This window comes from Streptomyces sp. NPDC026589, assembly GCF_040638385.1.
Taxonomy (GTDB): Bacteria; Actinomycetota; Actinomycetes; order Streptomycetales; family Streptomycetaceae; genus Streptomyces.
Window position 1 is genome coordinate 37541 of record NZ_JBEZYG010000032.1, and the last position, 19985, is coordinate 57525.

At 71.0% G+C, this 19985-nt stretch carries 19 protein-coding genes; 11 read left to right on the top strand and 8 right to left on the bottom strand.

Going from position 1 to position 19985, the window contains the following annotated elements; genetic code table 11:
• Window positions 1-126 precede the first annotated feature (126 nt).
• The gene (locus AB0F29_RS36625) at window positions 127-1908 is read left to right on the top strand and encodes a 3-hydroxybutyryl-CoA dehydrogenase (protein ID WP_361881814.1); all 1782 of its coding nucleotides are present in this window, start codon (window positions 127-129) and stop codon (window positions 1906-1908) included.
• A gap of 91 nt (window positions 1909-1999) precedes the next feature.
• On the top strand, window positions 2000-2818 hold the full coding sequence (locus AB0F29_RS36630) for a TetR family transcriptional regulator (protein ID WP_069752978.1): 819 nt from the start codon (window positions 2000-2002) through the stop codon (window positions 2816-2818).
• Here the strand turns inward: AB0F29_RS36630 and AB0F29_RS36635 are convergent.
• Window positions 2805-3608, bottom strand: coding sequence for a restriction endonuclease (locus AB0F29_RS36635; RefSeq protein WP_361881817.1), 804 nt, complete (start codon window positions 3606-3608; stop codon window positions 2805-2807). The two genes, AB0F29_RS36630 and AB0F29_RS36635, sit on opposite strands and share 14 nt — an antisense overlap.
• 154 nt (window positions 3609-3762) lie before the next feature.
• Between AB0F29_RS36635 and AB0F29_RS36640 the strand changes: the two genes are divergently transcribed.
• From AB0F29_RS36640 to pssA, 8 genes are all read left to right on the top strand, one after another.
• A complete protein-coding gene (locus AB0F29_RS36640; RefSeq protein ID WP_361881820.1) occupies window positions 3763-4560 on the top strand; it encodes a GNAT family N-acetyltransferase in 798 nt (265 codons plus the stop codon).
• Window positions 4561-4916: 356 nt separating this feature from the next.
• On the top strand, window positions 4917-6254 hold the full coding sequence (gene ccrA / locus AB0F29_RS36645; protein WP_361881823.1) for a crotonyl-CoA carboxylase/reductase: 1338 nt from the start codon (window positions 4917-4919) through the stop codon (window positions 6252-6254).
• Between the two features lie 9 nt (window positions 6255-6263).
• A complete protein-coding gene (locus AB0F29_RS36650; RefSeq protein WP_361881826.1) occupies window positions 6264-8276 on the top strand; it encodes a protein meaA in 2013 nt (670 codons plus the stop codon).
• Complete coding sequence (locus tag AB0F29_RS36655) at window positions 8273-9247, top strand: CoA ester lyase (protein ID WP_361881829.1); 975 nt, start codon at window positions 8273-8275, stop codon at window positions 9245-9247. Before AB0F29_RS36650 ends, AB0F29_RS36655 begins: the two co-directional genes overlap by 4 nt.
• A 2-nt stretch (window positions 9248-9249) precedes the next feature.
• Entirely contained in the window at window positions 9250-9753 is a 504-nt protein-coding gene (locus AB0F29_RS36660) for a MaoC family dehydratase (RefSeq protein ID WP_361881832.1), read from the top strand.
• A 49-nt stretch (window positions 9754-9802) separates the two neighbouring features.
• Entirely contained in the window at window positions 9803-11008 is a 1206-nt protein-coding gene (locus tag AB0F29_RS36665; RefSeq protein ID WP_361881836.1) for an acyl-CoA dehydrogenase family protein, read from the top strand.
• A gap of 180 nt (window positions 11009-11188) precedes the next feature.
• The gene (locus AB0F29_RS36670; RefSeq protein ID WP_003965076.1) at window positions 11189-11836 is read left to right on the top strand and encodes a phosphatidylserine decarboxylase; all 648 of its coding nucleotides are present in this window, start codon (window positions 11189-11191) and stop codon (window positions 11834-11836) included.
• Between the two features lie 22 nt (window positions 11837-11858).
• Window positions 11859-12686, top strand: coding sequence for a CDP-diacylglycerol--serine O-phosphatidyltransferase (pssA, locus tag AB0F29_RS36675; RefSeq protein ID WP_361881923.1), 828 nt, complete (start codon window positions 11859-11861; stop codon window positions 12684-12686).
• A 115-nt stretch (window positions 12687-12801) separates the two neighbouring features.
• On the opposite strand, the gene AB0F29_RS36680 is transcribed toward pssA, so the two are convergent.
• From AB0F29_RS36680 to AB0F29_RS36710, 7 genes are all read right to left on the bottom strand, one after another.
• Window positions 12802-13554, bottom strand: a complete 753-nt coding sequence (locus AB0F29_RS36680) for a PIG-L family deacetylase (protein ID WP_361881839.1) — start codon at window positions 13552-13554, stop codon at window positions 12802-12804.
• Between the two features lie 274 nt (window positions 13555-13828).
• Entirely contained in the window at window positions 13829-13972 is a 144-nt protein-coding gene (locus AB0F29_RS36685; protein WP_361881941.1) for a hypothetical protein, read from the bottom strand.
• Window positions 13973-14055: 83 nt separating this feature from the next.
• Window positions 14056-15306, bottom strand: coding sequence for an ABC transporter substrate-binding protein (locus tag AB0F29_RS36690; protein WP_361881842.1), 1251 nt, complete (start codon window positions 15304-15306; stop codon window positions 14056-14058).
• Complete coding sequence (locus AB0F29_RS36695; protein WP_361881845.1) at window positions 15303-16487, bottom strand: branched-chain amino acid ABC transporter permease; 1185 nt, start codon at window positions 16485-16487, stop codon at window positions 15303-15305. The genes AB0F29_RS36690 and AB0F29_RS36695 overlap by 4 nt, the downstream gene beginning before the upstream one ends.
• On the bottom strand, window positions 16480-17370 hold the full coding sequence (locus AB0F29_RS36700; protein ID WP_361881848.1) for a branched-chain amino acid ABC transporter permease: 891 nt from the start codon (window positions 17368-17370) through the stop codon (window positions 16480-16482). The genes AB0F29_RS36695 and AB0F29_RS36700 overlap by 8 nt, the downstream gene beginning before the upstream one ends.
• A complete protein-coding gene (locus AB0F29_RS36705; RefSeq protein WP_361881851.1) occupies window positions 17367-18167 on the bottom strand; it encodes an ABC transporter ATP-binding protein in 801 nt (266 codons plus the stop codon). Before AB0F29_RS36705 ends, AB0F29_RS36700 begins: the two co-directional genes overlap by 4 nt.
• Window positions 18164-18961, bottom strand: coding sequence for an ABC transporter ATP-binding protein (locus tag AB0F29_RS36710; RefSeq protein WP_361881854.1), 798 nt, complete (start codon window positions 18959-18961; stop codon window positions 18164-18166). The genes AB0F29_RS36705 and AB0F29_RS36710 overlap by 4 nt, the downstream gene beginning before the upstream one ends.
• Before the next feature lie 258 nt (window positions 18962-19219).
• On the opposite strand from AB0F29_RS36710, the gene AB0F29_RS36715 reads away from it, so the two are divergent.
• Window positions 19220-19939: a helix-turn-helix domain-containing protein gene (locus AB0F29_RS36715; RefSeq protein ID WP_361881926.1), complete on the top strand. Its 720-nt coding sequence runs from the start codon at window positions 19220-19222 to the stop codon at window positions 19937-19939.
• The last annotated feature ends 46 nt before the right edge of the window (window positions 19940-19985 follow it).

The following is a 19985-nucleotide window of genomic DNA, read 5'->3' on the forward strand; positions in this document are numbered from 1 at the left end:
GCCGGGCGCGCTCCCCGCGCGACGGCCCCGTGCTCCACGACACGCAGCTTCCGTACGCCACGCGCCGCTCCCTCATCGTCGCGCGTTCCGTGCTCCCCCAGTCGTCACTCACCCTGGAGTCCCCTGATGGACACCTCTCTCTCCACCATCGCCGTCGTCGGCCTCGGCACCATGGGCACCGGCATCGCCGAGGTCCTGGCCCTGGCGGGCCGCGAGGTCATCGGCATCGACATCAGCGAGGCGGCCGCCCTGGGGGCCGTCGCCTCCCTCGAAGCGTCCACCGCGCGGGCCGTGCGCCGAGGCCGGATCACCGAGCAGGAGCGGACCGACGCGCTGGCCCGGTTCCGTACGTCCGACGACCTCGGCACCGCCGCCCATGCCGAGCTGGTCATCGAGGTGGTGCCCGAGACCTACGAGATCAAGCAGCTGGTGTTCCGGGAGCTCGACGCGATCGTCTCCCCCACCGCGATCCTCGCCACCGGCACCAACGCCCTGTCGGTGACCCGGCTGGCCGCCGAGTCCCAGCACCCCGAGCGCGTCCTCGGCCTGCACTTCTTCAACCCGGCGCCCGCGATGAAGCTGGTCGAGGTGGTCTCCTCGGTGCTGACCGCGCCGCCCGCCGTCGAGGCCGTCACCGCGCTCGCCCGGGAGCTGGGCAAGGAGCCCGTCGCGGTCGGCGACCGGCCCGGGTTCGTCGCGGACGGGCTGCTCTTCGGCTACCTCAACCAGGCCGCCGCGATGTACGAGGCGAACTACGCCTCCCGCGAGGACATCGACGCCGCGATGAAGCTGGGCTGTGGGCTGCCGATGGGGCCCCTCGCCCTGCTGGACCTGATCGGCATCGACACCGCCCGCACCGTCCTGGAGGCCATGTACGCCGAGTCCCACGACCGGCTGCACGCCCCGGCCCCCGTCCTCGGCCAGCTCAGCAGCGCGGGCCTGACCGGCCGCAAGGCCGGGCGCGGCTTCTACACGTACGACGCCCCGGGCGGCCAGGACGTGGTGCCCGACGCGCTGACCCCGGCGGCGGACGCCGTCTCCGGAGCCGGGCGCGATGTGGCGTCCGTCGGCGTCGCGGGCTCGGGGACGATGGCCTCCGGGATCGCGGAGGTCTTCGCGAAGGCCGGGTACGACGTGGTGCTGGCCGCCAGGTCCCAGGAGAAGGCCGACGTCGCCCGGGGCCGGATCGCGAAGTCGCTGGAGCGTTCGGTGGCCAAGGGGCGGCTCACAGCGGAGGCCCGGGACGAGACGCTGGCGCGGATCACGGCCGCCGGTTCGCTGGACGCGTTCGCCGGGGTCGACCTCGCCGTCGAGGCCGTCGCCGAGGACCTGGAGGTCAAGCGGCAGCTGTTCGCCGCGCTGGACAAGGTCTGCCGGCCGGGCGCGGTGCTCGCCACCACCACCTCCTCGCTGCCGGTCGTCGCCATCGCCCGGGCGACCGCGCGCCCCGAGGACGTGATCGGGATGCACTTCTTCAACCCGGCGCCCGCGATGAAGCTGGTCGAGGTGGTCCGCACCGTCCTGACGGCCGACGACGTGCACGCCACGGTCCGCGCGGTGTGCACGAAGATCCGCAAGCATCCGGTGGACTGCGGGGACCGGGCCGGTTTCATCGTGAACGCGCTGCTGTTCCCGTACCTCAACAACGCGATCAAGATGGTCGAGCAGCACTACGCCTCGCTGGACGACATCGACGCGGCGATGAAGCTGGGCGGCGGCTACCCGATGGGCCCGTTCGAACTGCTCGACGTGGTCGGCCTGGACGTCTCGCTGGCCATCGAGAAGGTGCTCCACAAGGAGTTCCGCGATCCCGGCCTGGCCCCCGCCCCTCTGCTGGAGCACCTGGTCGCCGCAGGGTGCCTCGGCCGCAAGACGGGGCGCGGCTTCCGCGAATATGCCCGTCGCTGACCCGGGAGCCGGGTGGGGCGGGCTGCTGGGACCCTCCGGCGGTCCGCCCCCGCAGGCGCACTCTCCTGCACCGATGCGTTACGTTCATGCCATGTCCCAGCCCGCCAAGTCACCCCGTGCCACCGCCGCGACCGACGCCCCGGAGACCACCACCGCGGGGACGCGCGCCGCCGCCCAACGGCTCAAGATGCGCCGTGAACTGGCCGCCGCCGCGATGGAGCTCTTCGCGACGAAGGGCTACGAGGCGACCACCGTCGACGAGATCGCGGGTGCCGCGGGCGTCGCCCGGCGGACCTTTTTCCGCCACTTCCGCTCCAAGGAAGAGGCCATCTTCCCGGACCACGACGACACCCTCGTCAGGGCCGAGGCCGTTCTCAACGCCGCCCCCGCGCACGAGCACCCGCTCGACACCGTCTGCCGGGGCATCAAAGAGGTCATGAAGATGTACGCGGCCAAGCCCGCCGTCTCCGTGGCCCGCTACAAACTGACCCGTGAGGTGCCGACCCTCCGGGAGGCCGAGATCGCGTCGGTGGCCCGCTACGAGCGGCTGTTCACCCGCTATCTCCTGGGCCACTTCGACGAGCGCGACCACCATGTGGGCAACGACGACCCGCTGCTCGCCGAGGTCGCCGCGTCCGCCGTGGTCACCGCGCACAACCATGTGCTGCGCCGCTGGCTGCGGGCGGGCGGGCAGGGCGATGTGGAGGCCCAGCTCGACCGCGCCTTCGCCATCGTGCGCGACACCTTCGGCACGGGCATCGGAGCGGGCCGGACCGCAGGGGCCGAGCCCGAGCGCGCCCCGGCCGCGACGGTGGCCGCGGACGGCGAGGTGCTCGTCGCGGTGGCGCGCACCGACGCCCCCCTCGACGAGGTCATGCGGACGATCCAGCAGGCGCTCAAGGACCGCTGAGCCGGGCGTCCTGCTCGGCGGCGACCTCCGCCGCCGCCTCCCAGGGCGGCGGCGCGGTGCCCTCACTCCAGGCGGCCAGTTCCTCGGGGCCGTAGCAGAGGATGGCGCACTGCTCCGCGTAGTCGAGCGCGGGTTCGGTGAAGCCTCCGGTGGACACGACGAGTGCTACATCCGCCTCGTGGACCGCGTAGCAGGTGCCGCCGAAGCGCTGGAGGTCCTGGGAGCCGACCCGGTTCCCCGGCCCGTAGCGCTTGCACTGGACGACCAGGCGGCGACCGTCCGGGGTGGTGGCCAGGACGTCGGCGCCGAGGTCGCCCGCGCCGCCCACCACTTCGGCGTCCGCGCAGCCGTCGCGTCGGCAGAGTGCGGCCACGGCCTCCTCGAAGGCGTACGGGTCCAGCTCCGCGTGGTCGACCGGCTCGGCGGCCTCCGGGGGCGCCGCGCGATCCCGGGCCCGGCCCTCTTCGCGGGCTTCCGCGCGGGCCTCCTCCGCGGCGTCCAGCTCCGCCAGACCCGCGTCGACGATCCCGTAAGCGGCATCCGTGACGGTCTCCGCGACCCGCCGCGCCCGACGACGGCGGCGCAGCACCACGAAGGCGGCGACGAGGACCAGGGCGGCCAGGAGCACGGCGACGACCGGGTGGCGGCCGGCGCTCCGCCAGGCCGCCCGCAGGGCCAGCCCCCCGCCCGCGAGGACCAGGGCGAGCAGGGCGAAGCCGAACGTGGTGCGCCGGAGGTCGAAGGCAGTACCCCCCTGCCGGTCGCTCCGTCTGCGTATCGGTATCCCCATCGGCGCCCCACCCCTGCTCTCTGTCCACTTCAAGATCACTTGGTCTCGTACACCTGCCCCGAGCTGGGCTTTCGACGCGTCCGGGAACACCGGCCCGGGCGAGCGGGGCCGAAATCCGTTGGTTCGCCGATCGCCGCTGTGCTGAGGTGCGCGGATGCGAACCGACGAAGTACGCGACCTGTACGACCGCGCGATGCGCGAGCACGCCCGCCCGGACGGGCCCGGCGTACGCGTGGAGCGCGCCGGGCCCCTGGTGCGCCAGGTCGGCGGCCCGGACGACTGGAACGGGATCGTCTGGTCGGACCCGGAGCTGGACGCCACGGGGGCCGACGCGGCGATCAGGGCCCAGATCGGGCACTACACCGCGCTCGGCCACGGGGAGTTCGAGTGGAAGCTCTACTCCCATGACCGGCCGGCCGACCTGGGCGACCGGCTGCGGGCGGCCGGTTTCGTACCGGATCCGCCGGAGACCCTGCTGGTCGCCCCGGTCGAGACGCTGACCTCCATGCCCGGGGCCGGGTTGCCGGAGGGCGTCACCCTGCGCCCGGTGACCGACGCGGCCGGGGCCGAGCTGATGGCGCTGGCCCACGAGCGGGCGTTCGGTACGGACGCGGGCCGGTTGCGCCACCAGGTGCTGACGCGGCTGGAGCGGGCTCCGGACGACTTCGTGGCGCTGGTGGCGATGGCCGGCGGGGAGCCGGTCAGCTCGGCCCGTATGGAGCTGTACCCGGGCACGGGTTTCGCCGGGCTCTGGGGCGGCGGAACGGTCGCCGAGTGGCGCGGCAGGGGCCTGTACCGGGCCCTGGTCGCCCACCGGGCCGCCGTGGCCGCCGAGCGCGGCTACCGCTACCTCCAGGTCGACGCGACGGACATGTCGGCCCCGATCCTGGTCCGGCTCGGCTTCGCGGCGCTCGGCACGACGACGCCGTATGTGTACCGCCCGGCCGGGTAACCGCCTGCCAGCAGGACAGAACGTCCCGTAACGCCCATCGTGTTGCTCATGCGTGCCCACGGGATGACAAGTGAGGGAAATTATTGGCACTGGGTGCCTTGTCAGGTGTCACGGAGTGCCATACGTTGAAGGAGTCCGGGCGGTCGGCGTGCTGAGACCTCACACGTACGCCGGCTGTCCCCGCAACCACCGTGCTGCGCGCCCGGACGCCTGCGTCACAGGCACCCTTCTGCTCCACCGGGCAAAGCCGAGCTCCACCCGCCGAACCGACGGCAACCACCTCCACACCGCTCCCCCCCCCTGCCAGCAGGGCCCCTCAAGCGTTCCCTCGACGCCGCATCACCGGAGGCAACACCGTGAAGGAAATCCTGGACGCGATCCAATCCGAGGACAGCACCGCCGCGGACTTCGCGGCCCTGTCCCTCCCCGAGTCCTACCGCGCGATCACCGTGCACAAGGACGAGGCGGAGATGTTCGCGGGGCTCGAAACCCGCGACAAGGACCCGCGCGAGTCGATCCACCTGGACGACGTCCCGGTCCCCGAACTCGGCCCCGGCGAGGCCCTCGTCGCCGTGATGGCCAGTTCGGTGAACTACAACTCCGTCTGGACCTCGATCTTCGAGCCGGTGTCGACGTTCAGCTTCCTGGAGCGCTACGGGCGACTCAGCGAGCTGACCAAGCGCCATGACCTGCCGTACCACGTCATCGGCTCCGACCTGGCCGGCGTCGTCCTGCGCACCGGCCCCGGCGTGAACGCCTGGAACCCGGGCGACGAGGTCGTCGCGCACTGTCTGTCGGTGGAGCTGGAGTCCTCCGACGGCCACAACGACACGATGCTCGACCCCGAGCAGCGGATCTGGGGCTTCGAGACCAACTTCGGCGGCCTCGCCGAGATCGCGCTCGTCAAGTCCAACCAGCTGATGCCCAAGCCCCAGCACCTCAGCTGGGAGGAGGCCGCGTCCCCGGGCCTGGTCAACTCGACCGCGTACCGCCAGCTCGTCTCGCGCAACGGCGCGGGCATGAAGCAGGGCGACAACGTGCTGATCTGGGGCGCCAGCGGCGGACTCGGCTCCTACGCCACCCAGTTCGCCCTGGCCGGCGGCGCCAACCCGATCTGTGTCGTCTCCAGCCCCGAGAAGGCCGACATCTGCCGGGCCATGGGCGCCGAGGCGGTCATCGACCGCAACGCCGAGGGCTACAGGTTCTGGAAGGACGAGCACACCCAGGACCCCAAGGAGTGGAAGCGTTTCGGCAAGCGCATCCGCGAGTACACCGGCGGCGAGGACATCGACATCGTCTTCGAGCACCCCGGCCGCGAGACCTTCGGCGCCTCGGTCTACGTCACCCGCAAGGGCGGCACCATCACCACCTGCGCCTCCACCTCGGGCTATATGCACGAGTACGACAACCGCTACCTGTGGATGTCGCTCAAGCGGATCATCGGCTCCCACTTCGCCAACTACCGCGAGGCGTGGGAGGCGAACCGGCTGATCGCCAAGGGCAAGATCCACCCCACGCTCTCCAAGGTCTACTCCCTGGAAGACACCGGCCAGGCCGCGTACGACGTCCACCGCAACCTGCACCAGGGCAAGGTCGGCGTCCTCGCCCTGGCCCCCCGCGAGGGCCTGGGCGTGCGCGACCAGGACATGCGCGAGCAGCACATCGACGCCATCAACCGCTTCCGCAACGTCTGAGGTTCTCCGATGAACGAACGTCAGAAGGACCGGCCCTGGCTCATGCGGACGTACGCCGGTCACTCGACCGCCGAGGCGTCCAACGAGCTGTACCGCCGCAACCTCGCCAAGGGCCAGACGGGTCTCTCGGTCGCCTTCGATCTGCCCACGCAGACCGGATACGACCCGGACCACATTCTCGCCCGCGGCGAGGTGGGCCGTGTCGGTGTTCCCGTCTCGCACCTCGGTGACATGCGGCGGCTGTTCCAGGACATCCCCCTGGAGCAGATGAACACCTCGATGACGATCAACGCGACCGCCATGTGGCTGCTGGCGCTCTACCAGGTGGTCGCGGAGGAGCAGGGGGCCGACCCCGACAGGCTCCAGGGGACCACGCAGAACGACATCGTGAAGGAGTACCTCTCGCGCGGGACGCACGTCTTCCCGCCGGTGCCCTCGCTGCGGCTGACCACGGACATGATCACGTACACGGTCGACCGCATCCCCAAGTGGAACCCGATCAACATCTGCAGCTACCACCTCCAGGAGGCGGGGGCCACCCCGGTCCAGGAGATCGCGTACGCCATGTCCACCGCCATCGCGGTGCTCGACGCGGTCCGCGACTCGGGCCAGGTGCCCGAGGAGAAGTTCGGGGACGTGGTTGCCCGGATCTCGTTCTTCGTGAACGCGGGCGTCCGCTTCATCGAGGAGATGTGCAAGATGCGCGCCTTCGGCCGTATCTGGGACCGCGTCACGCGTGAGCGGTACGGCATCGCCGACCCCAAGCAGCGCCGTTTCCGCTACGGCGTCCAGGTCAACTCCCTCGGCCTGACCGAGGCCCAACCGGAGAACAACGTCCAGCGCATCGTCCTGGAGATGCTGGCCGTCACCCTCTCCAAGGACGCCCGCGCCCGCGCCGTGCAGCTGCCGGCCTGGAACGAGGCGCTGGGGCTGCCCCGGCCCTGGGACCAGCAGTGGTCGCTGCGGATCCAGCAGGTACTGGCGCACGAGAGCGATCTGCTGGAGTACGAGGACATCTTCGCCGGTTCGCACGTCATCGAGGCCAAGGTGGACTCGCTGGTCGAGGAGTCGCTGGCGGAGATCGACCGGATCCAGCAGATGGGCGGCGCGATGGCGGCCGTCGAGTCCGGCTACCTCAAGTCGGAGCTGGTCTCCTCGCACGCGGCACGGCGGGCCCGGATCGAGGGCGGCGAGGAGAAGATCGTCGGCGTCAACATCTACGAGTCCACCGAGCCCAACCCGCTCACCGCCGACCTCGACGGCGCGATCATGACGGTCGACCCCGAGAACGAGGCCCGCGTCGTGGCCGCCCTGCACGAGTGGCGGGACAACCGCGACGAGACGCGCGCCTCCGAGGCGCTGGCCGCGCTGAAGAAGGCCGCGGCCGGCACCGAGAACATGATGGAGGCCACCGTCGCGTGCGCCCGCGCGGGCGTCACCACCGGCGAGTGGTCCTGGGCGCTGCGGGACGTCTTCGGCGAGTTCCGCGCGCCCACCGGGGTCTCCTCGGCCCCGGTGGCGGTCACCGCCGAACCGGGCAGCACGCTCGCCCTGGTCCGCGAGAAGGTCACCCGCACCTCCGCCGACCTGGGCGTGGGACGGCTGCGGCTGCTGGTCGGCAAGCCGGGCCTGGACGGGCACTCCAACGGGGCCGAGCAGATCGCCGTACGGGCCAGGGACGCCGGGTTCGAGGTCGTCTACCAGGGCATCCGGCTGACCCCCGAGCAGATCACCGACGCGGCGATCGCCGAGGACGTGCACTGCGTGGGCCTGTCGATCCTCTCCGGCTCGCACGCCGAGCTGGTGCCCGACGTCCTGCGCCGGCTCCGCGAGGCCGGTGCCCCGGACATCCCGGTGATCGCGGGCGGCATCATCCCGCCGGCCGACGCCGCCGCACTCATCGAAGCCGGTGTGGCCGCCGTCTTCACCCCGAAGGACTTCGGCATCACCGAGATCATCGGCCGTATCGTCGACGAGATCCGGAAAGCGAACAAGCTCGACCCTCTGGAGGTCCCCGCATGACCACGCCTACCCCGTCCGTGAACCGGCTGCGCCCCCGCCGTTCGTGTCTCGCGGTCCCGGGCTCGAACCCGCGTTTCCTGGAGAAGGCCCAGGGCCTCCCCGCCGACCAGGTCTTCCTGGACCTGGAGGACGCCTGCGCGCCGCTCGCCAAGGAGGGCGCGCGCCACACCATCGTGGACGCGCTGAACAACGGTGACTGGAGCGGCAAGACCCGGGCCGTGCGGGTCAACGACTGGACGACGCACTGGACGTACCGGGACGTCATCACGGTCGTCGAGGGCGCGGGGCCGAACCTCGACTGCATCATGCTGCCGAAGGTCCAGGACGCCCAGCAGGTCGTGGCGCTGGACCTGCTGCTGACCCAGATCGAGAAGACGATGGGCTTCGAGGTCGGGAGGATCGGCATCGAGGCGCAGATCGAGAACGCCAAGGGCCTGGTGAACATCGACGACATCGCCGCCGCCTCGCCCCGCCTGGAGACGCTGATCTTCGGCCCGGCCGACTTCATGGCCTCGATCAACATGAAGACCCTGGTCGTCGGCCAGCAGCCGCCCGGCTACCCGGCGGACGCCTACCACTACATCCTGATGCGCATCCTGATGGCGGCCCGTACCCACGACCTCCAGGCGATCGACGGCCCGTTCCTCCAGATCCGTGACGTGGACGCCTACCGCGAGGTGGCCGGCCGCGCCGCCGCCCTCGGCTTCGACGGCAAGTGGGTGCTGCACCCGGGTCAGGTCGACGCGGCGAACGAGGTGTTCTCGCCCTCGCAGGAGGACTACGACCACGCCGAGCTGATCCTCGACGCCTACGACTGGTGCACCTCCGAGGAGGGCGGCAAGAAGGGCTCCGCGATGCTCGGCGACGAGATGATCGACGAGGCGAGCCGCAAGATGGCGCTGGTGGTCGCGGGCAAGGGCCGGGCCGCCGGAATGCGGCGCACCTCCAAGTTCGAAGCCCCGGAGGCCTGATCATGCAGTTCGGACGCACCTTTGAGGAGTTCGAGGTCGGTGCAGTCTACAAACACTGGCCCGGAAAGACGGTCACGGAATACGACGACCACCTCTTCTGTCTGCTGACCATGAATCACCACCCGCTGCACATGGACAGCAACTACGCGGAGAGCTCGACCGACTTCGGAAAGAACGTGGTCGTCGGCAACTACGTCTACTCACTGCTGCTCGGCATGTCGGTGCCGGACGTCTCCGGAAAGGCGATCGCCAACCTGGAGGTCGAATCTCTGAAGCACATCGCGCCGACCTTCCACGGCGACACGATCTACGGCGAGACGACCGTGCTGGACAAGACGCCGTCGAAGTCCAAGAACGACCGCGGCATCGTGTACGTGGAGACCAAGGGCTACAAGCAGGACGGCACCGTCGTCTGCGTGTTCCGGCGCAAGGTGATGGTCCCCACCGAGACGTACGTCAAGGAGCGCGGCGGAGAGCAGCCCGGCCGCCCGACGCCCGCCAAGTAACTGTGTGAAGCCTTAAGGCCATCCGCGTGAAGCCACAGGAGAAGCAGCCATGACGCGACTCGCCCAGACCGCCGGTCTGAACGACATCCAGCGGGAAATCCTTGCCACGGTCCGGGATTTCGTCGACAAGGAGATCATTCCGGTCGCGACCCAGCTGGAGCACCGCGACGAGTACCCCACGGAGATCGTCGAGGGGCTGAAGGAACTCGGCCTGTTCGGGCTGATGATCCCCGAGGAGTACGGGGGGCTGGGTGAGTCGCTGCTCACCTACGCGCTGTGCGTGGAGGAGATCGCGCGCGGCTGGATGAGCGTCTCGGGCATCATCAACACGCATTTCATCGTGGCCTACATGCTCAAGCAGCACGGCACCCAGGAACAGAAGGACACCTTCCTGCCGCGGATGGCGCTGGGCGAGGTGCGCGGGGCCTTCTCGATGTCGGAGCCGGCGCTCGGCTCGGACGTCTCGGCGATCTCGTCGAAGGGCGTCAGGGACGGCGACGCCTACGTTCTCAACGGCCAGAAGATGTGGCTGACGAACGGCGGAACATCGAATCTGGTGGCCGTACTCTGCCGAAGTGACGAAGGCCACCCGGAGGGCACCGCGCCCCACAAGTCGATGACGACCTTCCTCATCGAGAAGGAGCCCGGCTTCGGAGAGGTCCGGCCCGGGCTGACCATCCCCGGAAAGATCGACAAGATGGGCTACAAGGGCGTCGACACGACCGAGCTCATCATGGACGACCTGCGCATTCCGGCCAATCGCGTCCTCGGGGGCACGACCGGCCGAGGGTTTTACCAAATGATGGACGGCGTCGAGGTCGGGCGGGTGAATGTCGCCGCGCGTGGTTGCGGTGTCGCACAACGTGCGTTCGAGCTGGGCGTCTCGTACGCACAGCAGCGCCACACCTTCGGCAAACCGATCGCCCAGCACCAGGCGATCCAGTTCAAACTGGCCGAAATGGCCACCAAGGTCGAAGCCGCTCATGCGATGATGGTCAATGCGGCACGCAAAAAGGACTCCGGGGAACGAAACGACCTGGAGGCAGGGATGGCGAAGTACCTCGCCTCCGAGTACTGCAAGGAAGTCGTCGAGGACGCCTTCCGTATCCACGGCGGTTACGGCTTCTCCAAGGAGTACGAGATCGAGCGCCTCTACCGCGAGGCACCGATGCTGCTGATCGGTGAAGGTACCGCCGAGATCCAGAAAATGATCATTGGCCGGCGCCTCTTGGAGGAGTACCGATTCCAGGGTTGATTGTACCTTTCAGGGTGATTTGGTGGCGAAGAACGTCACACCGGGTCACCCTCGACGGGTGCCTTTCCGCCGTCCGACTCGGCTGCTGGCTTGCCCAGTTGCGCCCGGCAACCGATAGCATCGCCGGAAAGCCGCCGTCCCCCGTTGCCAGCGCGGCATCATCCGCTACGAAGGTCATCCATGCCCGACAGCACTTCCTCCGCATCCCGCGGCGGGGTCCGCATCGCCCGCGGAGCATCGCCGTGGCTCCTGCCGACCGTCGCCACCGCAGCCCTCAGCCTGGCCCGCGCCCGCAAGTCGGGGCGCTGGGCAGCAGTGGCCGTGCCCACCACCGCGCTCGCGGCGGGCATGCTGTGGTTCTTCCGTGACCCCGAGCGCGAGATCACTGACGGCCGGGTCATCTCCCCGGCCGACGGTGTGGTGCAGAGCATCATGCCGTGGAAGGACGGGCGCACCCGCGTCGCGATCTTCATGAGCCCTCTCAACGTTCACGTCAACCGCGCTCCGCTGGCGGGCACCGTGACGTCGGTCGAGCACATCCCGGGCGGCTTCGTTCCGGCGTTCAACAAGGAGAGCGAGAACAACGAGCGCGTTGTCTGGCACTTCGACACCGAGCTCGGCGACATCGAGATGGTGCAGATCGCGGGAGCGGTCGCCCGTCGGATCGTGCCGTACCTCCCCGAGGGCACGAAGGTGGAGCAGGGCGAGCGCATCGGCCTGATCCGCTTCGGCTCGCGCGTGGACATCTACCTCCCGGAGGGTATCGATGTCGCGGTCGAGGTCGGTCAGGCCACCACCGCGGGGGTGACTCGAATTGACCGTGATTGATCCTGATACCAAGGCCGGCTGGGTGCCGGAGGCCGACGACGAGAACGACGTCGACGGCGCGGAGGACATGCCGCTCTCCATGCGGCTGTCGATAGCGGACACGCTCACGCTCGGTAACGCGACGTGCGGATTCATGGCGGTGTACTTCACCACCACGGGCATTCTGATCCCGCACCTCACGGGCAGCGACGAGACGGGCATGGCCCGGCACTCGGCCGCCACCGCCGTGATCCTCATGCTGATGGCCGCGATCTTCGACCTGTTCGACGGTCTCGTGGCGCGCAAGCTGCGCTCCTCGCCGATGGGCGCCGAGCTGGACAACCTCTCGGACCTCATCAGCTTCGGGCTCGCACCGGCCTACTTCGTGCTCGTGTACGGCATGGTCGCCGACGACGCCCATCAGCGGGTGTCGGCACTGGCGGCGATCGTCGTGTTGCTGGCGGTGGTGCTCAGGCTTGCGAGATTCTCCTGCGTGACGCTGAAGGACGGCATGTTCCAGGGCATGCCGAGCCCCTTCGGAGCGCTGACGGTCGTCTCGATCGTGCTCCTGGAGCTGCCCTTCCCGCCCACCCTGCTGGCGATCGTCGGTGTGGCGTGGCTGATGGTGAGCCGGGTGGAGTACCCCAAGCCGCGGGGCGTCCTCGCGGTGGCCATGCTCGGCTGGATCGTGGCCGCGATGGGGCTGCTCGCCGCATGGGCGTTCGACGCGCCCGGCGGTCAGCTGCTGCTCCAGACCGGCTGCGCGCTCCAGGTGGTGCTCGGCGCGGTGATCCCGCTGTTCGCCACGGCGCGACGGGTGAACACGTTCCGTGACAACCGGCGCGAGGCGCGGGCGGCACAGCTGCCGTAGCGGCGGATACGCGAAACAGGGCGAGGGCCCCGGATGCTCCCCGGCATCCGGGGCCCTCGCGCGTTCCCCGGTGCTGACGCGGCGGTCGGGCCCGCGAGCGTTCCCCGGCACCGCGTCAGCCGTCGTCGCGGGGCTCCAGGCTCCAGATCAGCTCGGCGCGCAGCGGGCCCGTCCGGGACAGGACCGCTCCGTGGACGGGGGCGAGCGCGGCGAGCTGGGAGGCATGGCACAGGACCGCCTCGCGCTTGGCCGCCCACTGCTCGTCGGAGAGCACCAGCTCATGGCGGACGGTGAGCCGGTGGGTGCGGTTCAGCTCCTGGTAGGCGCGCCCCCGGTCCTCGCTCGCGGCCAGTGCCTCGCCCGCCCCGGGGGTGCCCCATTCGGGAAGGTGTCCGGTGTAGGGCAGGTCGGCGTACACCCAGGGCTCGGGGGCCCCGGCCGCGGCGAGGACGCGCTGGGTGCGCAGCCGGACCGCCTCGTGGTCCGGCTGGTTGGTGGCGAGCGGTACGAGCACCCGGGTGCCGGGGGCCAGCGAGCGCAGCAGAGGGTCGAGGCCGACGGGCTCGTCGCCCTCACCGACGTACGGGTTGTCGGGGTGGTCGACGAGGACCTGCTCGGCCCCCAGGAGCTCGCAGGAGCGGGCGTCCTCGGCCCGCCGCGCCCGGTACGCCTCGACGGCGGAGCTGAACCCGCAGAAGGCGTCCCACCCCGAGACCGGGAGGCCGGGGGCCGGGGAGCCGCCGTGGACGGTGACCACCGCGAGGGGGCCGGGCAGGGTGGGCAGCAGTCCCGCGAGGGAGAGGGCGGCGTCGTCGAAGTGCGGTGAGATGACGACGGTGCGCCAGGGCGGGGGTGCGGCGGTGGGCACGGTTCCTCCGGAGGGTTGCGGGCGGCTCGGCGGGCGGGTGGTATGGGCCAGGACGGTTCGGAGGCTGGGCTGACCTGGCCCGGAGGCGCGGGGTCCGGAATGAGCTAATCACCGGCCCATCCATGTGGTACAGACCATTTTTCCGCCGATCATGAGTCCCGGAAGAGCGGCCGCCCGAAGCCGGAGCCCCCACAGGCGCCGCGCCACCACCGATTCCCGCTCACGTCCGATGGTCGAGAACCGGCCATCCGCGGTCGTCCCTCATGTCCGGCGTTCACCTTCCCGCGCGCCGGTTCACCGAGGACCCGGACCCGCTGCCGGTGGCTGCCCTGGGCGCGACCGGCACGGACGCGGCGCGCGAGGCGCCGGTCTCGTACGACGAGGCGGCGCCACTGATCAGCGGGGTGGACGGGGACATCCGTCACCTCCTGGACACGGGTGTGGGCCGGGCCGTCACCGGTGTAGGAGGTGACGGTCCGACCCACGCCCGTGCTCAGCGTGTCACTTCAGGGGGAAGGACTTCGCCGCCGGCGAGACCGACGCCGGGCGGATGACCTTCAGACCACCGGGGGCCGTGGCGTCCGGCTTCATGATGACGCTCTCCCGGGTGGACGGCGCCGCGGGGTCGGAGAAGTCGTGGGTGACCCCGAACTCGGTTCCGTAGCCCTTGATCGTGAGCAGCGCCTTGCCGATGCCCTCGCGAGTGAGGTCCTTGTCGTCACAGGCCTTCGACAGGGCTTCGCCGAACAGGGAGGCCGCCGTGTACCCGGCGACGACGCCGTTGTCGAGCACGTCCTTCGGGTACTGGGCGGCGTACTCCTTCGCGAGCTTGGCGGGGCCGTCTCCCGGGTCCCCGATGGGGAGCGTGGAGGCGGCGACGTAGTAGTCCTTGAGCAGTGCGGGGGCCGCCTGGGTCTTCAGCAGCTGCGGGGCGAAAGCCGAGTTGTTGCCGACGACCGGGACGGCGAAGCCGGTGGCCGCCGCGACGCCGACGAGCGACGCCGCCTGGCGCGGGCCCGCGCTGACGATCACGGCCTTGACCCCGGCCTGCTTGAGGGCGGCGACCTGGGCCGTCATGTCGTTGTCGGTCGGCTTGATCTTCTGCTCGACGACGGTGAGACCGGACTCCTTCGCAGCGTGCTTCGAGCCGACGAGCGCGTTCTCGCCGTAGTCGCCCTCGAAGTACACATGACCGATCCTGTCGCCCTCGGCGATGCGCTTCTCGGCGAGGAGATAGTCGATCAGGTTGATCGTCTCGACGTCGTAGGTGGCGCCGATGACCCGGATGTACGGGGAGCCCAGCAGATTCGCCGACCAGGCCTGCGGCAGCACGAGGCCCTTGTCCTGGCCGTCGACGCGCTGCTCGACGGCGGCGACGAACGGGGAGCCGATGAACTGGGCGAAGCCCACCACCTCCGGCTCCAGCTCGGTGTACGCGGCGATCGCCTTCTGCGGGTCGTAGCCGTGGTCGCGGACCGTCAGTTCGATCTTCCGGTCGCAGATGCCGCCCTCCTTGTTCGTCTGCTCGACCCACAGCTGCTGCGCCTGGGTGACGCTCTTGCCCAGTGAGGCGTAGACGCCGGTCATGTCGGTCAGCACGCCGAGGGAGATCGTCGAGGAGGAGACCCCGGGGCCCGTCTTGATCCCGCCCTCGCCCTCCTCGGTCGCCTTGCCGTCGGTCGCCTTGCCACTGCACCCGACGAGGGTGACGGCGAGGGTCGCGACCACGGCCGTGAGCACTCTGAGTTTCATGACTTCTCCCCTGGATTCTTCGGAGCCACTGGCTTCTTCGGAGCCGCCGGCTTCTTGCGGACGAGGCCGAGCCGGGCCAGGCCGCCGGGCAGGAACAGGACCACCGCGACCACCGCGGCGCCGTACAGGTAGCGGGACGCCTCACCGGGCGCCAGCCCGCCCGTGCCGGGGGCGGAGACCAGCGGCAGGGAGTCGCTGTAGTGCGTGAACACCTGCGGGAGCAGGGTGACGAAGGCCGCGCCGATCACGGCTCCGCCGACGCTGCCGAGCCCGCCGATGACGATCATGGCGAGGTATTCGAGGGAGAGGATCATGCCGAAGTACTCGGGCACGGTCCGCTGGAAGACCAGGGCGAGCAGGACGCCCGCGAGGCCCGCGTACATCGAGGACAGGGCGAAGACCCCGGCCCGGTAGCGGGCCACGGGCACGCCCATCACCCCGGCCGCGATCCGGTGGTCGCGGATGGCGTTCATGGCCCGTCCGGGCCGGCCGCGCAGCACCCCCCGGGCGAACAGCGCGCTCAGCAGGAGCACGACCAGGCCCGCGTACCAGAGCTTCTCCGAGGAGCCGAACGGCACGGCGGCGACGACGAGTTCGGTGTCGTCGAAGGTGAACCCGAAGACGGACAGCGGTGGTACGGCCCGGCCGTTGTAACCGCCGGTCAGCGAGCCCGCGTTGAACAGGACGTGCTGCCCGATGAAGATCAGCGCGAGGGTCGCGATACCGAGGTAGGCGCCGCGCAGCCGGCCGGCGATGGGGCTGAAGAGCCCGCCCGCCGCTCCGGCGAGCAGCACGGCGAGGATCGCGGCCAGCCAGGTGGGCAGCCCGAGCCCGGTCAGCGTGTGGCCGTTCTCCGTGCTGCTCTCGCCCGCCAGGACGCAGTAGCCGTACGCGCCGACGGCGAGGAAGAACGCGTGGCCCATGGAGAGCTGCCCGGTGGCGCCGGTGAGCAGGTTGAGCCCGATGGCGCCGATCGCCGCCGCCATCGCGAACAGTCCGGCCTGGAGCCAGAAGCGGTCCAGGTAGAAGGGGAGGACGAGGAGCAGCAGGGAGCCGATGAGGACGGCGTACGTACGGGGGCGGCGCAGCCGGTCGGTGAGACCCTCGGCGCGGATGGGCGCGGGGGCCGGTGCGGCAGGGGCTTCGGGAGCGGCGGCGGCTTCGGCGGTGGTGTCAGACACGGGCCAGCTCCTTCGTGCCGAAGAGGCCTGCGGGCCGGATGAGCAGGACCGCCACCATCACCAGGTAGGGCGCCAGGTCGCCGATGCCCCGGCCGAGGAAGGCGAGGTCGCTCTGGTAGCCGGTGGCGAGCGACTCGGTGACGCCGACGATGAGTCCCCCGGCGAGCGCCCCGGTGGTGGAGTCGAGCCCGCCGAGGATCGCGGCGGGGAACGCCTTGAGCGCGGCGAGCGAGGTGGCGCGCTCCAGGCCCGGGGTCGGGAACACGGTGAGGAAGAGGGCGGCGACGGCGGCGAGCGCTCCGGCGACCGCCCAGGCGGCGAGCGAGACCCGCCCCAGCTTGATGCCCATGAGCGCCGCCGTCTGCGGGTTCTCGGCGGCGGCCCGCATCGACACGCCCCACGAGGTGTAGCGGAAGGCGAGCAGGAACACCGTGATCAGCAGCCCGGCGGCGAGGAACGCGGCGATCCGGGTCTGGGCGAGGGTGATGCCGCCGACCGTGACGACCTCGTTGTCCCAGGGGTCTCCGAGGGCGAGCACGTCCGTGCCCATCCGGCGGGTGAGTTCGGTGATCAGGAGGATGTCGACGCCGATGGTGACGATGGCCAGGACGCTGTGGTCGCTTCCCCGGTAGCGGCGCATCACGAAGAACTCGATGCCGGCCCCGACGGTCGCCGCCCCCGCGATCCCGACGAGCAGCGCGGGCCAGAACCCGATGTCGTCGTGGAGCACGGCGGTGACGTAACCGCCCGCCAACAACAGGGACGCGTGGGCGAAGTTGACGACTTCGGTGGCTTTGAAGATGACGACGAACCCGAGCGCGATGAGGGCGTAGACCGAGCCGATCGACAGGCCGCCGAGGAGGAGTTCGACGAAGGTGGTCATTGAGGTGCTCCCAAGTAGGCCTGGACGACGGCCGGGTCGTTCTGGACCTCGGCGGGGGTGCCCCCGGCGATCCGTCGTCCGAAGTCGAGTACGGTCACCGCGTCCGCGAGCCGCATCACCACCCCCATGTCGTGCTCGACCAGCACGATGGAGATGCCGAGGCTGTCGCGTACGTCGGCCACGACGGCCGCGGTGCGACGGCGCTCGGTCGCGGTCATCCCGGCGATCGGTTCGTCCAGCAGCAGGACCTTCGGCTCCATGCACAGGGCGCGGCCCAGCTCGACGAGCTTCTGCTGCCCGTACGGCAGTGATCCGGCGGGGCGCTCCAACTCCCTTTCCAGGCCGATGAATTCGGCGATCTCCCGGACCCGGTCGCGGTGGCGTCGTTCCTCCCGGGCGGCGGAGGGCAGCCGCAGGCCGGTGGCGACGAACCCGGAGCGGGTCAGCCGGTGGCGGCCGAGCAGGAGGCTGTCGGCGACGGTCGCGTGCGGGGGCAGCGCCAGGTTCTGGAAGGTGCGCGCGACCCCGAGGCCCGCGATGGTGTGCGGCGGGAGTCCGGTGAGTTCGGTGTCGCCGAGGCGGACGTGTCCGGAGGTGGCGCGGTAGACGCCGGACAGGACGTTGAAGCAGGTGGACTTGCCCGCGCCGTTGGGCCCGATGACGGCGTGCACACTGCCGGGTTCGACGGTGAAGGAGACGCCGTCCAGGGCGGTGAGCCCCGAGAATCGGACGGTGACGTCCTCGACGGCGAGCGCGGCCGTCGTGCTGTGCGCGGAGACCGTGGCGGTGGTGGTCACGCGGACCACCTGCTCAGGGTGCGGCGGGTCCGGGCGGCCGGGTCGGCGTCCGCCGCCGCGTCCTCGTCGACGACGCCGAGGTAGCGGCGGCGGACCTCGTCGGACGCGGCGAGTTCGTCGGCGGGCCCGGACAGGGCGACCTCGCCGACGTCGAGGACGTACGCCGTGGAGGCGAGCCGCAGCGCGATCGCCGCGTTCTGCTCGACGAGCATGACGGAGGTGCCGGCCGCGTTGATCTCCTGCACGGTCTCGGCGATCCTGGCCGCCATCAGCGGGGCGAGGCCGAGCGAGGGTTCGTCCAGCAGAAGGATGCGGGGCCCCGCCATCAGGGCGCGGCCCATCGCCAGCATCTGCTGCTCGCCGCCGGACAGCAGCCCGGCCCGCTGGTGCGCGCGGTCGGCGAGCACCGGGAACAGCTCGTGGACCCGGGCCAGCGCGGTGCTCGCCCCCTTGCGTCCGCCGCGTGCCCCGAGGGCTCCCGCGCGCAGGTTGTCGGCCACCGTCATCCGGGCGAAGACCTGCCGGCCCTCCGGCACCTGGACCACTCCGGCGGCCACCACCTGGGCGGGCCGCAGCCCCTCCAGGGGGCGGCCGTCGAACCGGATGGTTCCGCTGCCCGTCCCCCGGTGGAAGCCGAGGGTCCGCGAAACGGCCCGCAGCAGCGTGGTCTTGCCCGCGCCGTTGCCGCCGAGTACGGCGGTGATCCCGCCGTCCGGCACATCGACGGAGATGTCGCGCAGCGCCCGGACCGGGCCGTAGCCGACGGACAGCCCGCGGATCTCTAGCGTTGCCATGCGTCCTCCTCCTTCCGCCTTGTCGTGCTCGTCGTGTCGTGCTCGTCGTGTCGTCCGGTTGGTGGGGGTGGTGCCACAGACCAGCACCGGGTGGGACGTGCGTCCACGGCGCGGGACCGACTCGATGCGGACGACCAGCGAACGAAGGACCTCGTTGTGCACGCGCACAGACGCGGTGACGGGCGGGCGCCCGCCCGTCCGGCCGCTGGCATCCTCATCGGTCATCAGGAACGCCCGGACCGGGGGACGGAGCGGCGGATGCGGTGTGGGGCGCGGTACGGGGCGCTGCTCGGCCCGCTGCTGGCGGGCGGGGCGCCGCCGGACCTGGTGGAGCGTGCGGCGCGCGGCCTCGGGCTGCCGGAACGGGGGCGTTACGCGGTGGTGGTGCTGGGCGCGCCCGTGCCGGAGGCCGCGGTGGCGGAGGGCGCGGACGCGGACGGGGCGCGCTGGTGGTGGTGCGGCGCGGGGGACGGGGACGTCGCGGTGGTGCTGTTGGGTGCGGCGGGTCCGGCCGGGGCGGTGGCGCGGCTCGGTGAGCACGGTGCGGGGCCGGGAGGCATGAGTCCGGTGGTGGGATCGCCGGGGCAGCTTGGCTCGGCACGGCGGCTCGCGGGCACGGCGCTGCTGACGTGCGCGCCCGGCAGCCGGGAGATCGTACGGCTCGACGAGCGGCTGCCGACGGCCCTGCTGGTGAGCGGCCCGGAGCTGTCGGCCCGGCTCCTCGCGGAGGTGTTCGGTCCGCTGCTGGCCTTGGTTCCGGCGGAGCGTGCGGTGCTGGTGGGGACGTTGGAGGTGTGGCTGGAGTGCGGGGGTTCGGTGGGGCGGGCCGCGGTACGGCTGCGGTGTCATCGCAACACGGTGTTCAACCGGCTGCGGCGGCTGGAGCGGCTGACCGCGCGCTCGCTGTCCCGGCCGCGTGAGCTGGTCGACCTGGTGCTGGCGCTGGACGTGCTGAGGCTGTGGTCGGCGCCGCCGTGAGGCGGGGGCGCGGTACGGGGAGCGGTGGCCCGGTGTGCGGGAGGGG

Bases quoted from the DNA above. Each gene is read 5' to 3' on its own strand.
- AB0F29_RS36625 (WP_361881814.1), top strand. From the start codon at position 127: ATGGACACCTCTCTCTCCACCATCGCCGTCGTCGGCCTCGGCACCATG.
- AB0F29_RS36630 (WP_069752978.1), top strand. From the start codon at position 2,000: ATGTCCCAGCCCGCCAAGTCACCCCGTGCCACCGCCGCGACCGACGCC.
- AB0F29_RS36710 (WP_361881854.1), bottom strand. From the start codon at position 18,961: ATGGCAACGCTAGAGATCCGCGGGCTGTCCGTCGGCTACGGCCCGGTC.
- AB0F29_RS36640 (WP_361881820.1), top strand. From the start codon at position 3,763: ATGCGAACCGACGAAGTACGCGACCTGTACGACCGCGCGATGCGCGAG.
- AB0F29_RS36650 (WP_361881826.1), top strand. From the start codon at position 6,264: ATGAACGAACGTCAGAAGGACCGGCCCTGGCTCATGCGGACGTACGCC.
- AB0F29_RS36665 (WP_361881836.1), top strand. From the start codon at position 9,803: ATGACGCGACTCGCCCAGACCGCCGGTCTGAACGACATCCAGCGGGAA.
- AB0F29_RS36715 (WP_361881926.1), top strand. From the start codon at position 19,220: ATGCGGTGTGGGGCGCGGTACGGGGCGCTGCTCGGCCCGCTGCTGGCG.
- AB0F29_RS36690 (WP_361881842.1), bottom strand. From the start codon at position 15,306: ATGAAACTCAGAGTGCTCACGGCCGTGGTCGCGACCCTCGCCGTCACC.
- AB0F29_RS36635 (WP_361881817.1), bottom strand. From the start codon at position 3,608: ATGGGGATACCGATACGCAGACGGAGCGACCGGCAGGGGGGTACTGCC.
- AB0F29_RS36660 (WP_361881832.1), top strand. From the start codon at position 9,250: ATGCAGTTCGGACGCACCTTTGAGGAGTTCGAGGTCGGTGCAGTCTAC.
- AB0F29_RS36670 (WP_003965076.1), top strand. From the start codon at position 11,189: ATGCCCGACAGCACTTCCTCCGCATCCCGCGGCGGGGTCCGCATCGCC.
- AB0F29_RS36655 (WP_361881829.1), top strand. From the start codon at position 8,273: ATGACCACGCCTACCCCGTCCGTGAACCGGCTGCGCCCCCGCCGTTCG.
- AB0F29_RS36700 (WP_361881848.1), bottom strand. From the start codon at position 17,370: ATGACCACCTTCGTCGAACTCCTCCTCGGCGGCCTGTCGATCGGCTCG.
- AB0F29_RS36685 (WP_361881941.1), bottom strand. From the start codon at position 13,972: ATGTCCCCGTCCACCCCGCTGATCAGTGGCGCCGCCTCGTCGTACGAG.